A 13966-nucleotide genomic window follows, 5' to 3' on the forward strand; every position below is an offset into this window, starting at 1 on the left:
GATTTTTTATAAAAAAATCAATGTTTCCGGGAATGTATGGGCATTCAATATGACATACTTTTTCATTATTTTTATTTTAAAAAGAAAGAGAATTATCTGTATATTTATACAATTTCCTTCTATTCTTACTTTTTTAAATACGTTTTCAAAAACATAAAAAAGCATCTAACTTCGATGCTTTTCAAATAAGTTAAACAATCCGTTTCCGAATCGAACTTGAAATCAAATCAATTATAATTACCATTAAAATAATACCTAATAAAATAATACCAACACGAGACCAATTCCGTGAACTCAGCGCAAAAATTAAAGGTGTACCAATCCCTCCCGCTCCAATAACCCCTAAAATCGCAGCGGATCGTACATTAATTTCAAATCTGTATAACGTATACGATAGAAAATCTGGTAACACTTGTGGTAACACTGCATACCAAAGTATTTGAAAACGGTTTGCTCCTGTTGCTAGCAACGCTTCCGTCGGTCCTTTATCTATGTTTTCAATTCCTTCTGAATATAGTTTCCCTAACATTCCAATAGAATGTAATCCTAAAGCTAATACTCCTGCAAAAGAGCCTGGACCAACAGCTTTTATAAATAAAAGAGCCATAACTAATTCAGGAAACGTACGAACAAAACTAAGTACAAATTTCCCAGATCCTGAAGTTAATTTTCCACTACTCATATTCGTTGCCGCCCAAAAGGCAAACGGAACAGATAAAAATGCAGAAATAAATGTACCTAATATCGCAATTGCCAACGTATCAATTAATCCATGTAATAAATCTTCACCATCTGGCAAAGATACATACGACCAGTCTGGATTTAATATCCCTGTCATAATTGCTTTCGTGATTTCACCTGCTGTGTCCTTTATCCCTTCTAATGGTACTCCTGAAAAGGCCCATACATATACAACTGTAAGTGCTATTAAAATAATCCAGCGATATATACTCGGTTTCTTCGGTTTTGGCACAATCATCGTCGTTCTATTCATTATAGTTTCTCCCGCAACAATGTACTAATGTAGTCAATTAACAAAACAACAATAAGGGTATAGATAATTATAGAAGCAGTTTGTTGATATTGTAAAAATCCAAGTGTACGATCATAATATAGTCCAATACCACCTGCTCCTACTAAACCTAGGACAGCCGCTGCACGTACATTCACCTCAAATGTATATAGTACATAGGAAACAAAGTGTGCTTTTACTTGTGGAATGACTCCATAAACAATCCATTGTACCTTAGTAGCCCCTACAGCTGTCATCGCTTCTAGTGGGCCAGGGTCAATTGATTCAATTGATTCATACAACAATTTCGCTACAAGTCCAATTGAAAAAAAAGTAAGAGCCAAAATACCTGGAAGTGGCCCAATTCCAAAAATCGCTACGAAAATAGCCGCCAATAATAAATCTGGTATTGTTCGTATAAAATTTAAAATCATTCGAGCTAGACTGTATAAAAATGTGTTAGTAAACACATTACTTGCTGCAAACAATGCAAGTGGAATAGCTAAAATCGCTCCTAAGGTCGTCCCGATAATCGCCATACGTATTGTATCTAACATCGCTGTTGTAATAACTTGAAAATAACTCCAATCAGGTGGCACCATTTCTTTCAATAGATCTACCATATTTGGAAAACCGTCTACCAGTTTTGAAAATGATGCATCTACTTGTACACTACTACTCCACAGCATTAAAATAACTAAAATAAACGTTAACATATGTTTCAATTTACTCGGCGGCTTCGGTATTTCATTTGAATATATCGTCACGTCATTCATTTTACTGCCACCTCTAATAATTCGCTTTTCTGAGCAACGTCCCCATAAATTTCAGCAAATTTTTCATCCGTTGCTTCTTCTACTAAACCGTCAAAAACCATTTCTCCTGCATGTAATCCGATAATGCGTGTCGCATATTGTCTAGCCAAATCAATAGAATGTAAATTTACAATTGTCGTGATTCCAAAATCTTCATTAATTTTTTTCAAATCATCTAGCACTTGCTTTGTCGTAAGTGGATCTAACGATGCAACAGGCTCATCTGCCAATATGATTTTTGCTTCTTGCGCCAATGCTCTAGCTATCGATACACGTTGCTGTTGTCCTCCTGATAATTCATCAGCACGCGCATATGCTTTTTCTAAAATATTCACTCTTTTTAACGCTTGAAATGCGAGCTCCACATCTTCTTTCGGAAACAAACCTAACGTTGTACGTAATGTGGAATGATATCCAACACGACCAGCTAATACATTTTTTAATACTGTTGATCGCTTTACAAGGTTAAAACTTTGGAAGATCATACCGATATCCCGGCGCATACGCCTTAATCCTTTTCCTTTCGCAGAAGTAATAGACTCACCTTCAATAATGATTTCTCCTTCGGTAATCTCATGAAGACGATTTACGGATCTGAGAAGTGTAGATTTTCCAGCTCCGGATAATCCGACCATTACAATAAACTCACCTTTTTGAATCTTTAAATTTATATTATTCAATCCCTTTGTGCCATTCGGATACATTTTGGAAACATTTCGAAACTCTATCACACATCTTACCTACTTTCAATGTATTATCAATAACTAAAAAACGGCAAACTAACTGAAATCTCACACCTTCCAGCTAGCCGCCATTTCACTATGTATTATTGCGTCTTCACTGTCTTTCCATATTCACGAACAATATCAAATTTACTATCATCAGATTTAATATATCCTTCATGAGAATATACTTCTTTAATGATTTTACGGCCTTCCTCATTTTTTCCAATTTCAATGAAAGCATCCTGTAATTTCTTGCTCCACTCTTCATCTAAATCAGAACGTACCGAAATCGTATCGTTTGGAATTTTCTCCGTAAATTTCACTATTTTCGTTTGCTCGAATATATTCGGATAATCTTTTTTTACAATATTACGAGCATCTTGGAATACAACAGCTGCATCTACGTCACCATTTAAAAGAGCAATAAGCGACTGATCGTGACCTTTTAATGTAACAGGTTTCACATCTTTTAACGGATCAATTCCCTCTTTTAATAGAACAGCTGCAGGCCATACATACCCTGCTGATGATGTTACGTCTTGATAACCAATCTTTTTACCTTTTAAATCTTTTACACTATTTATATTAGAGTCTTTTTTAACAACAAACTCAGATTTATAATAATCTACTAAATCTTTTGTAGGAGCTCCTGTTTCATCCTCTACTCCAAAACGTTGTGCTTGTAAAATTACATTTGCAGCCTTCTTTTCATGTGCTAATACGTACGCTGTTGGCGGTAAAAATCCTACATCTACTTGTTTAGATGCCATCGCTTCTACAATTGTATTGTAGTTCGTTGAAATACTAACTTTTACCGGAATATTTAATTTATCGCTTAATAGCTTTTCCAATGGTTTTGCCTTTGCCTCTAACGTATCCGCATTTTGAGAAGGAACAAATTGAACATTTAAGGTCTTTGGTACATAACCTTTTTTCGTATCTTCATTTTTACTTGCACTGGACTCTTTCGTCCCGCAGCCACTTAATAATCCGGCCGCTAGTACAACTGTTGTACTCATTGCAAAAACTTTTTTCAACATATTAATGCCTCCATTTTTCTTGTTATAAAATAACCTTCCGTAAACATGAAGAAATATATCACATATTTTGATACACAATTGGTTATTTACAGAATCTTTACACATTCTATACATTCACATCAAAATTCACTTCACATATTTGATATGATTAATTGGAAGATAACAATAGAAAAGGTGAGTCATATTGGAACAAAATCAAACTGTAACTTTAAACATCTTATTAACAAGCGATATACATGGCACTGTTTATCCTATTCACTACCAAGATAACTCCCCAGCAGAACTTGGTTTAGCTAAAATTTCTACTCTTATAAAAAAAGAACGTTCCCAAAATACAAACGTTCTTTTAATTGATAATGGCGACTTTATTCAAGGAACACCATTTACTTATCATTACGTTACATACGAAAAAAACAAAAAAAATCCAATGTCCTTATTAGCGAATTACTTACAATATGACGCTGCAATTATCGGCAATCATGAATTTAATTACGGGATGAATATATTAAATAATGCTGTGACTACTGCGAACTTCCCGTACCTATCAGCAAACATATTAGATAAAAACATAAACAAACCTTATTTCGGAAAACCTTATTTAATCAAACAGATTGAATCCAATATAAAAATCGCTATTTTAGGGGTAACAACACATTACATCCCAAATTGGGAACAGGCCCATCACATTAAAGATTTACTATTTGAAGATGCATTAAAGACTACAAAAAAATGGGTTTCTTATATTCGCGAACATGAGAAACCCGATTTATTAGTCGTAGCCTATCACGGTGGATTTGAAAAAGATTTACAAACCGGGGAACCTACTGAAGTGTTAACAGGTGAAAACCAAGGATATGCAATGTGCCATGAAATTGAAGGCATAGATCTTTTACTAACAGGTCATCAACACCGAGAAATTTCTCACACAATGGCTAACGGTGTAACAATTTTACAGACCGGATGCAATGGACACTCAGTCGGCAAAGTAAAAGTAACATTCGAAAAAACGAAACGTAAATGGGTAAAAAAAGAGAGCTCTTCTGAATTATTATCTGTACAAGGAATTGAAGCGGACCAAGATGTACTTTCATTGGTAGCCGATTACGAAGAGAAAACACAAAAGTGGCTTGATCAACCTATTGGAATCATTCAGGGGGACATGCAAATTTCAGATGCTATGCAAACTCGTTTGCACGATCATCCTTTTATCGAATTCATAAATAAAATACAGATGGATATAGCTAAGGTATCAATTTCTTGTACAAGTTTGTTCCATAATACATCTCCAGGTTTCCCGGAACATGTAACAATGCGTGACATCGTTTCTAATTATATTTATCCAAACACATTAAAAGTAATTAGAATAACTGGAGCTGATATAAAAGCCGCTCTTGAACTCTCTGCTTCTTATTTCACATTAAAAACAGATGGATCCATCATCGTAAGTCCTACCTACATAGAACCAAAACCACAACATTATAATTATGATATGTGGGAAGGGATTTCATATGTATTAAACATTTCAAAACCAATTGGTGAAAGAGTAGAATCTTTACAGCATAACAGTGCTCCTCTTAATACGAATGAAGAATATGAAGTTGTAATGAATAATTATCGTGCAAGTGGCGGGGGAAATTTCTTTATGTTTCAAAACAAACCGGTAGTAAAAGATATACCCACAGATATGTCTGAACTTATCGCTAATTATATATTGGAACATAAAACGATAGAAGCAACAGTTAATAACAACTGGAAAGTTATTAAATAACGATTTTTACAAATAAAAAAAGATGGGCTTCGCCCATCTTTTAATTTAATTTTGCATTATCTTGCTTTTTTAAAGCTTTTAATTTCGTCGGTGTAACATCTGTACCTTCTTCGTTAACAACTTTAATTCCTTTAAGTTCGTTTAACATATTTTGACGAAATCCTTTTAAATATTGTTCACGTAGCGATTGACGCTCACGTTGCTCTTCTTCAGTTAAACCTTCAGCTTTTGCTTTTTTCGCTAAGAAGTTAATGCGTTCAACGAGTTCGTGATTAATCATCTCGAATCCCCCTTCTAATCAAAACTGATTATTATCATACAATAGTTACTCTTCTTTATCAAGCAATTGCTTCGTATACTCTACATATCTACGATGTACAGTCGCCTTTGAAACATTATGACCAAATCCACGTAATGTTGCTGCAATTTCTTCAAACGTGAGTTCACTTTTTCGCAAACGTACAATTTCCTCAATTGGCACTTCTTTTTTCTCTCTTCCTACACTTAAATGACGATTTTTTAAATTATTTTCTGGACGATAACCTTTTTCTACTGCACGTTGCATACCTCGTTTAATTTTCAAATTATGAATCTTTCTTTGATATTCTTCAACGATACCAATAATATCTAATACCATCGAATCAGAATCCGACAATTGTAATTCACCATTATGTGTATGCGTATATACTTTTATGCCTTCTTTATGTAAACAATGCATTAATGCGATCTTCGCATTTCCTCTACCAAGGCGCGTTTCATCTTGTATAAGTAACACATCAATTTGTTCGTCTCGAATTGTATCCAGCACCTCTAATATACCGTCACGTTCAATTGTATATCCACTAGCCTGCTCTTCAATCACCTTAGTAACATTCATTTGATAGCGCTCAGCTAAATGCAATAATTCATCTTTTTGACGTAATAATGATGTTTCTTGCGCTTCTTTCGTTGTACTCACACGTGCATAAATAATTGCATTCATTTTGAACCCCTCTTTCTCCCTATTATTTCCCTATAGTGTAACATAAATCCGCCATTTGTTCGAACTTATGTTTGTAGAATGTTTTTTCACATGTTATACTTATTAATAAGAAAAATGAAAGAAAACGAGGTGTTAGAAAACATGGAAAAGTTAACGAAACGCCAGCAAGACATTCTCGACTTTATTAAGCTAAAAGTACAAGAAAAAGGATATCCACCTTCCGTACGTGAAATTGGTCAAGCAGTCGGCCTCGCTTCTAGTTCTACAGTGCACGGACATTTATCACGATTAGAAGAAAAAGGATACATTCGACGCGATCCAACAAAACCACGTGCCATTGAAATTTTAGGTGAAGACCGAATGGATACGGAAACACAATCTGTTATTCAAGTTCCAATTGTCGGAAAAGTTACTGCCGGTTTACCAATTACAGCGGTCGAAAGCGTAGAGGAACATTTCCCACTTCCAGCTAGTATTGTTGCTGGAGCAGACCAAGTGTTCATGTTACGTATTTCTGGAGATAGTATGATTGAAGCTGGTATTTTCGATGGAGATTTAGTTGTTGTTCGCCAACAACAGTCTGCATATAATGGTGAAATTGTAGTCGCTTTAACAGAAGATAACGAAGCAACTGTTAAACGTTTCTATAAAGAAAAAGACCATTTCCGTCTACAACCAGAAAACTCTTCATTAGAACCTATCATTTTAAAACAAGTGTCAGTTATCGGGAAAGTAATTGGCGTATATCGTGATTTACATTAAAAATAATAAAAAGAAGATAATTACCTTATTTATATACGGTAATTATCTTCTTTTTTGTATTTTGATAGATTTCCATACATTCTATTTCTTATTAACGAGTTTCAATCGTCACATCTCCCGCAGCCGTTTTACCGCTAATCTTTTTACTACCATTGCCAATTGTTACGTTATTATTTTCTTCATTAAAAATTGTTACATCTCCGGCAGCACTTTGCCCAGTAATTACCGCATCTTGTGGTTTTTCCGATAAAGTAATATCTATATCTCCCGCAGTTGAACTTGCTTCTAGATTATACTTGGAATCATGATCTTGAATATTTATTTCCCCACTTGTTGTTTTTGCGGTCACTTTCCCTAATACCTTCTTAAAGTTCACCTCACCAGCTTTTGTCGATCCCTCCACATTCTTAGCCGTTACTTGTTTCAACTCTACTTCTCCAGCAAGTGTTCTAACACTTACGCTATCACTTTTCACATCACTCATTTCGATTTGTCCAGCAGATGAATTTACTTTTACATCTTGATAAGAGCGTTCAGGCACAAGGAGAGTCAATTTAGACGTTTGAAACCTAAAATCATAAAAAGAAAAATCAAATGAAGCACCTTTTTCTCTTTCTCCAATAATTTTTAATGTGTCACCATCTTCTGCAATACGAATCTCTTGTTTACGTACATCTCCTGATTGCTTTACATAAAAAGAAGAATCAGGAGATTTTTGGATAACAATATCTCCGGCATCTAACTTAACTTCTATATTTTTTAATGTTTCGTTTTTAATTACATCTTCTTTATCGCCTTTTTCAGCAGTTTGTACTGCTTTTTCATATGTTTGGGAAATTCCTATTACTCCAATAATGATACAAGCGATAGCGATTAAAAATAGTTTTTTCATCATTTACTCTCCTTTTATCATTTTGAAGTTCCATATTACATATCGTACACACAATCTCTTAAACCACTTTGTACTATAAAAAGCGATAATACATAACAATAAACCTACTCCAACAAACGTTATACTAACGAAAAGATCCAACCATATAAAAGTACCCATAAATACTTTTCCAATAACGAAAAATGGTGTTACTACACTAGCAATACCACCAATCCAAAAAGAAAATATAAAAGCAACAATTGCGACTAACGGGCCTAACACAATAATAAAATTAAACAAACTAAGTCCAATCGCTGCCATAACAGCTCTTGTCACATTTGAAGTCGATGGATTTTTTTTCATTTCATCGAAGCGATACATCGCAAGTAACTCTTTTGCGATTACTTTCGGAGAACCAAGGCCCTGAATTATTTCTGATTCAGTTTTCCCCTCTTCTAGTCCAAACTGAAAGTGCTCTTCATAATCCAATAAAATATCTTGCCTCTCTTCCTCTGGTAACTTTCTAAGATAACTTGATAATTCTTTAAGAAACCCTTCTTTACTCATCCCATTCCACCCCTTCAATAATTTCTTGTACCCCTTTCGCAAAATCACGCCATTCTGTTACTAACAAATGAAATTGCGTCTCCCCTCGCTCTGTTAATTGATAATATTTACGAGGTGGCCCTTCCGTAGATTCCTTTAAATACGTTTGAAAATACCCTTCTTTCGTCAAACGACGTAACAAAGGATATACTGATCCTTCCGATATTAAAAATTTATTAGAGATTTGCTGAACAAGTTCATAACCGTAACTATCTTTACGTTTTACAAGTGCTAATACACAAAGTTCAAGCACACCTTTTTTAAACTGAACGTTCAAGTGCCATCCTCCTTCCCTATCTTAGTACTGTTCAATACACGGTACCTGATTTATCCATAATATACCACTTAGTATTGTTTATTGCAAGGTACTAAGCTATATTTATTCCCTAAATTTAGAAAATGAACTAACGAAATTCTGAATAAGACTGTGTTATAACTGAGCATCATTACGTTAATATCATTGAGTAATAATCTGATTCACAAGCCACAAACTTATAGCCTTGCAGATGAGGACATAAAAATCATCGCTCGCGTTGTACAAGGCAGTAAAGAATTATTAAGTTTTAGCACAAGTGATTAAAAAAGATAAGATCAATTCTTTTGAAAAGATTTTCTTAGTAACATGATTCAAAATAACCAAAAACAATCCATTATCTAGTAGTTAACATATCCAATAACTTCACTAAAAAAGCCCTGATACCGTAGTATCAAGGCTTTTTCATTTCACAAATTATATAAAACTTACATTTATCTGATAATGTTTTTCTATGATATCACTACTTATTATTAATTATTGGCTTTTATGTGGCTGTTTTTCATTTTGCAACCATATAAAATTGTAATAATAGGGAATTAAAAAACCCTTGATACGAGTTGTATCAAGGGTTCAAGCCTCTTAGTAAAGAGACATATATTGATCGCGTTCCCATTGGTGAACTTGTGTTCTAAAGATATCCCACTCAATCTCTTTCGCTTCGATGAAGTGCTCAAGTAAGTGTTCTCCTAGTGCACCGCATACTACTTCATTAGATTGTAATGTAACTAACGCTTGCGCTAATGTTGCTGGTAAGTCAACGATACCTGCTTCTTCGCGCTCTTCTTTTGTCATTACATAGATGTTACGGTCTACTGCAGCTGGTGGAGTTAATTTGTTTTTAATTCCATCAAGACCTGCAGCTAATAATGTAGCCATTACTAAATATGGGTTTGCAGCTGGGTCAACACTACGTACTTCTACGCGTGTACTAATACCACGAGATGCAGGGATACGTACTAACGGGCTACGGTTTTGTGCAGACCATGCTACGTAACAAGGCGCTTCATATCCAGGTACTAGACGTTTATATGAGTTTACAGTTGGATTTGCTATCGCTGTAAATGCTGGTGCATGTTTTAAAATACCTGCGATGAAGTGACGAGCATCATCACTTAGTTGTAAGTCACCGTTTGCATCAAAGAATACGTTCTCACCATTTTTAAATAATGATAAGTTACAGTGCATACCTGAACCGTTCACACCGTATAGTGGTTTCGGCATAAATGTTGCGTGTAAACCATGTTTACGAGCAATTGTTTTTACAACAAGTTTGAATGTTTGAATGTCATCACATGAGCGAATTGCATTTGCATATTTAAAGTCAATTTCATGCTGCCCTGGAGCAACCTCATGGTGAGATGCTTCAATTTCAAATCCCATTTCTTCAAGTTCAAGAACGATATCACGACGACAGTTTTCCCCTAGATCCATCGGCGCAAGGTCGAAGTATCCACCGTTATCGTTTAATTCTAATGTTGGATTTCCTTTTTCATCAACCTTAAATAGGAAGAATTCTGGCTCTGGTCCAAGATTGAAGTCTGAAAATCCTAAAGCTTCCATTTCTTTTAACACACGTTTTAAGTTGTTACGTGGGTCTCCATCAAATGGAGTGCCATCTGCATTGTAAATATCACAGATTAGTCGAGCTACTTTACCTTTTTCAGCTGTCCAAGGGAAAATTACCCAAGTGTCTAAATCAGGATATAAATACATATCAGATTCTTCAATACGTACGAAACCTTCAATCGAAGATCCATCAAACATCATTTTGTTATCAAGAGCTTTCGTTAATTGTCTCACTGGAATCTCTACGTTTTTAATTACCCCTAAAAGGTCCGTAAATTGTAAACGGATATACTTTACATTCTCTTCTTTCGCCAAACGGAAAATATCTTCTTTTGTGTATCTAGACATTATAAATTCCTCCTTAGTCCCTCTAATCGCCTTCAGAATCAGTTATCTTTAGTGAAAAAATCTTGAAATGTCACCTTGTCGCAATGAAGTTCGATTGAATCTACCTGTATGTTGTAATTCATCTCGAAGTATTTTGCGAAGCTCAGTTTTTGAAATTTCTTTCGTTTCTTCTTTTACTTTCACTGCTTCTGTTTGATTTTCTTTCATTAGTAACACTTGCTTAATACCAGCCATATTCAAGCCTTGATCTAACAAATCTTTAATCTCTAACAACTTATCTACATCGTTAAATGAAAATAATCTACGATTCCCCTTTGTACGGGTTGGAGAAACAAGATTATGCTCTTCATAGTAGCGAATTTGACGTGCAGACAATTGTGTTAAATCCATAACAATACCAATTGGAAACAGCGGGGCAGAACGTCTATCTTCTTTCATTTTTCAGTTCCTCCTTCGCCTTAACTGCTTCTCATTTTATAACATGTTATGTTTAGTGTCAATAGATGTTAGCTTTTCTTACATGATTTTTTATAAATTTTTTCATTCTTTTTTCTAATCGCAGAAATCGTTACTTTTATACGAAAAAAGCTGCCGATATCGACAGCTCCCCTTTAAGAAATTGTTAATAAATTCTTTTCAATCAATTCATCAATCGCAGAACAAATCGCAATTTTAACATGCGAATACGTTAATCCACCTTGCACATATGCAACATACGGTGGTCTAATCGGACCATCAGCAGACAATTCAATACTTGCACCTTGAATAAATGTTCCCGCCGCCATAATTACATCATCTTCATAACCTGGCATATAGTTTGCATACGGAGTAAAATGCGAATTAATTGGAGATGCATATTGAATCGCTTGGCAGAAGGCAACCATACGGTCTTTATCATCAAATTGAACAGATTGAATTAAGTCTGTTCTTGGTGCATTCCACGCTGGTGACGTGTTCATTCCTAACTTTTCTAAAAACGCAGCTGTAAAAATTGCACCTTTCAGCGCTTGTCCTGCAACATGTGGCGCTAAGAAGAACCCTTGATACATTTCTTGCAGACTGTATAAAGACGCTCCAGCTTCCGCACCAATTCCCGGAGATGTTAAACGATATGCACACGCTTCAACATACTGTTCTTTACCGACAATGTAACCACCAGTTTTTACAATTCCCCCGCCTGGGTTTTTAATAAGCGAACCCGCCATTAAATCTGCACCAACATGACACGGCTCTTGCTCTTCAATAAACTCCCCATAACAATTATCTACAAACACAACAACATCAGGTTTAATTTCTTTAACAAACGCGATCATCTCTTTAATTTGAGAAATAGTAAACGATGGACGAGTAGCATAACCTTTCGAGCGCTGAATACCGATCATTTTCGTATTACTATGAATCGCTGCTGCAACAGCTTCAAAATCAACAAGCCCACCTTCAGTTAGCGGAACTGCATTGTAACCAATATTATATTCTTTAAATGAACCTACACCTTTCCCACGCACACCAACGATTTCCTCTAACGTATCATACGGTTTCCCAGTAATGTACAATAACTCATCTCCTGGACGTAAAATACCGAATAACGCTGTAGAAATAGCGTGAGTACCTGAAATAATTTGCAGACGAACAAGTCCAGCTTCCGCCCCAAATACATCAGCATACACTTTTTCTAACGTATCACGGCCAATATCATCATAACCATAACCTGTCGTCGGGATAAAATGCGAGTCACTAATTTTATGTTTACGAAAACTTTCTAATACACGAAACTGATTACTTTCAATTACTTCATCCGCACGTTTATGTACTTCTGTAATCTGATTCTCTACTTCTTTTACGATTGGAGCAATTTTTTCTCCATTTTTCAAACGATCAAACATTTTTATTTTCTCCTTCTTCCACTAAAAATCTCTTTAATTGCACATTAAGCGATGAATGAGTAAAAATATACCCTGCACAATCATATACAAATTTATCTTCCAGAAACTCCATCTTTGCTAATAGCGTTTCCGTCTTTAAAAGCGTTAATAACTTACCTTCACTCGGAGGGATTTCTACTCGATAACGATCCATTTCTTTCTTCATTTTCATTTCTATCGCTTCTTTTATACGCAATAAATCACTTTCTTCAAAAGCACTAGTCATTAAGAAATCACTTTTCGGAAACGGAATAAAGTTTTGATGTAATTCATCTTTTTTATTATATAACGTAATAATAGGAATATGATTAATTTCAAGTTCTGATAATAATCGTTTTACTGTTTTTTCATGCCCTATGTAGTTAGGATCCGCAGAATCAACTACATGTAAAATAATATCTGCTTCCCCCGCTTCTTCCAGTGTTGAACGAAAAGCAGCAATTAATGAAGTGGGTAAATCTTGTATAAAACCAACAGTATCAGTTAGTAATACTGTATAACCAGAAGGTAAGGGCATCTTCCTCGTCGTTGGGTCTAGTGTTGCAAACAGAAGGTTTTCTTCAAACGTATTAGCTTCCGTTAATCTATTAAACAGTGTCGATTTCCCTGCATTTGTATAGCCTATTAATGAAATTTGAAATACTTTATTGTCTTTTCTTCTCTCACGATATCTTTTTCGGTGTTCCACAACAACTGCAAGTTGTTTCTTTATTTCATCAATACGCGATCGAATATGACGACGATCCGTCTCAAGTTTCGTCTCACCCGGTCCTCTCGTTCCAATACCACCACCAAGACGTGATAAGGACAACCCTTGCCCCATAAGACGTGGCATTGTATATTGCAACTGAGCTAATTCTACTTGAAGCTTACCTTCCCTCGACTTCGCACGTTGCGCAAAAATATCTAGTATTAGTTGCGTTCGATCAATTACTCTCGCATCTAATACTGAGGATAAATTCCGAATTTGACTCGGCGTTAATTCATTATTAAATATAATAACATCCGGCTCTAATTCTTCAGTTAGTATTGTAAGCTCTTCTAATTTCCCTTTACCTATGTAAGTTGCCGGATGAAACTTTGGTCGTTTTTGCGTTGTTGAAACTAACACTTCCGCTCTCGCAGTCTTAGCTAGTGATGCAAGCTCTTTCATGGAATGCATAAATTTTTCATCATCATCTTGCGGCAATTGACAGCCTACTAATATGACTTTTTCTTTTTCTTCCATCAAAT

15 protein-coding genes are annotated in these 13966 nt (G+C 35.2%); 2 read left to right on the forward strand and 13 right to left on the reverse strand.

Going from position 1 to position 13966, the window contains the following annotated elements:
* Positions 1-190: 190 nt before the first annotated feature.
* The 4 genes from phnE (MHH27_RS18790) to MHH27_RS18805 form a co-directional block, all read right to left on the reverse strand.
* Complete coding sequence (gene phnE, locus MHH27_RS18790) at positions 191-994, reverse strand: phosphonate ABC transporter, permease protein PhnE (protein WP_001082388.1); 804 nt, start codon at positions 992-994, stop codon at positions 191-193.
* Positions 994-1788, reverse strand: a complete 795-nt coding sequence (gene phnE / locus MHH27_RS18795) for a phosphonate ABC transporter, permease protein PhnE (protein ID WP_001000774.1) — start codon at positions 1786-1788, stop codon at positions 994-996. The genes phnE (MHH27_RS18790) and phnE (MHH27_RS18795) overlap by 1 nt, the downstream gene beginning before the upstream one ends.
* Positions 1785-2558: a phosphonate ABC transporter ATP-binding protein gene (phnC, locus tag MHH27_RS18800; RefSeq protein WP_098235288.1), complete on the reverse strand. Its 774-nt coding sequence runs from the start codon at positions 2556-2558 to the stop codon at positions 1785-1787. The genes phnE (MHH27_RS18795) and phnC overlap by 4 nt, the downstream gene beginning before the upstream one ends.
* Positions 2559-2653: 95 nt before the next feature.
* A complete protein-coding gene (locus tag MHH27_RS18805; RefSeq protein ID WP_000915066.1) occupies positions 2654-3592 on the reverse strand; it encodes a phosphate/phosphite/phosphonate ABC transporter substrate-binding protein in 939 nt (312 codons plus the stop codon).
* Between the two features lie 184 nt (positions 3593-3776).
* On the opposite strand from MHH27_RS18805, the gene MHH27_RS18810 reads away from it, so the two are divergent.
* Positions 3777-5360, forward strand: coding sequence for a bifunctional metallophosphatase/5'-nucleotidase (locus tag MHH27_RS18810; protein ID WP_090977337.1), 1584 nt, complete (start codon positions 3777-3779; stop codon positions 5358-5360).
* Positions 5361-5400: 40 nt separating this feature from the next.
* On the opposite strand, the gene MHH27_RS18815 is transcribed toward MHH27_RS18810, so the two are convergent.
* Both MHH27_RS18815 and MHH27_RS18820 read right to left on the reverse strand, forming a co-directional pair.
* The gene (locus tag MHH27_RS18815; protein WP_000607015.1) at positions 5401-5640 is read right to left on the reverse strand and encodes a DUF896 domain-containing protein; all 240 of its coding nucleotides are present in this window, start codon (positions 5638-5640) and stop codon (positions 5401-5403) included.
* A gap of 45 nt (positions 5641-5685) precedes the next feature.
* Positions 5686-6342, reverse strand: coding sequence for a YneB family resolvase-like protein (locus MHH27_RS18820; RefSeq protein WP_000991471.1), 657 nt, complete (start codon positions 6340-6342; stop codon positions 5686-5688).
* A gap of 141 nt (positions 6343-6483) precedes the next feature.
* Here MHH27_RS18820 and lexA point away from each other — a divergent pair, with 141 nt between their 5' ends.
* On the forward strand, positions 6484-7104 hold the full coding sequence (gene lexA / locus MHH27_RS18825) for a transcriptional repressor LexA (protein ID WP_000413738.1): 621 nt from the start codon (positions 6484-6486) through the stop codon (positions 7102-7104).
* A 91-nt stretch (positions 7105-7195) separates the two neighbouring features.
* On the opposite strand, the gene MHH27_RS18830 is transcribed toward lexA, so the two are convergent.
* From MHH27_RS18830 to hflX, 7 genes are all read right to left on the reverse strand, one after another.
* On the reverse strand, positions 7196-7999 hold the full coding sequence (locus tag MHH27_RS18830) for a DUF4097 family beta strand repeat-containing protein (RefSeq protein WP_001986547.1): 804 nt from the start codon (positions 7997-7999) through the stop codon (positions 7196-7198).
* Positions 8000-8542 (reverse strand): DUF1700 domain-containing protein, encoded by a 543-nt coding sequence (locus tag MHH27_RS18835; protein ID WP_000031386.1) that lies wholly within the window; start codon positions 8540-8542, stop codon positions 8000-8002.
* Positions 8535-8858 carry a PadR family transcriptional regulator gene (locus MHH27_RS18840; RefSeq protein WP_001102632.1) on the reverse strand — a complete coding sequence of 108 codons (324 nt, stop codon included), beginning with the start codon at positions 8856-8858 and terminating at the stop codon, positions 8535-8537. The genes MHH27_RS18835 and MHH27_RS18840 overlap by 8 nt, the downstream gene beginning before the upstream one ends.
* Positions 8859-9476: 618 nt before the next feature.
* A complete protein-coding gene (glnA, locus tag MHH27_RS18845; protein ID WP_000092763.1) occupies positions 9477-10811 on the reverse strand; it encodes a type I glutamate--ammonia ligase in 1335 nt (444 codons plus the stop codon).
* A 48-nt stretch (positions 10812-10859) separates the two neighbouring features.
* Complete coding sequence (glnR, locus tag MHH27_RS18850) at positions 10860-11249, reverse strand: transcriptional repressor GlnR (RefSeq protein WP_000656783.1); 390 nt, start codon at positions 11247-11249, stop codon at positions 10860-10862.
* Positions 11250-11422: 173 nt separating this feature from the next.
* Positions 11423-12694, reverse strand: a complete 1272-nt coding sequence (locus MHH27_RS18855; protein ID WP_098250916.1) for a methionine gamma-lyase family protein — start codon at positions 12692-12694, stop codon at positions 11423-11425.
* Positions 12687-13961 carry a GTPase HflX gene (gene hflX, locus MHH27_RS18860; RefSeq protein ID WP_141548289.1) on the reverse strand — a complete coding sequence of 425 codons (1275 nt, stop codon included), beginning with the start codon at positions 13959-13961 and terminating at the stop codon, positions 12687-12689. Before hflX ends, MHH27_RS18855 begins: the two co-directional genes overlap by 8 nt.
* Between the last annotated feature and the right edge of the window lie 5 nt (positions 13962-13966).

The sequence above is a fragment of the Bacillus sp. FSL L8-0152 genome, from assembly GCF_038006365.1.
Lineage (GTDB): Bacteria > Bacillota > Bacilli > Bacillales > Bacillaceae_G > Bacillus_A > Bacillus_A cereus.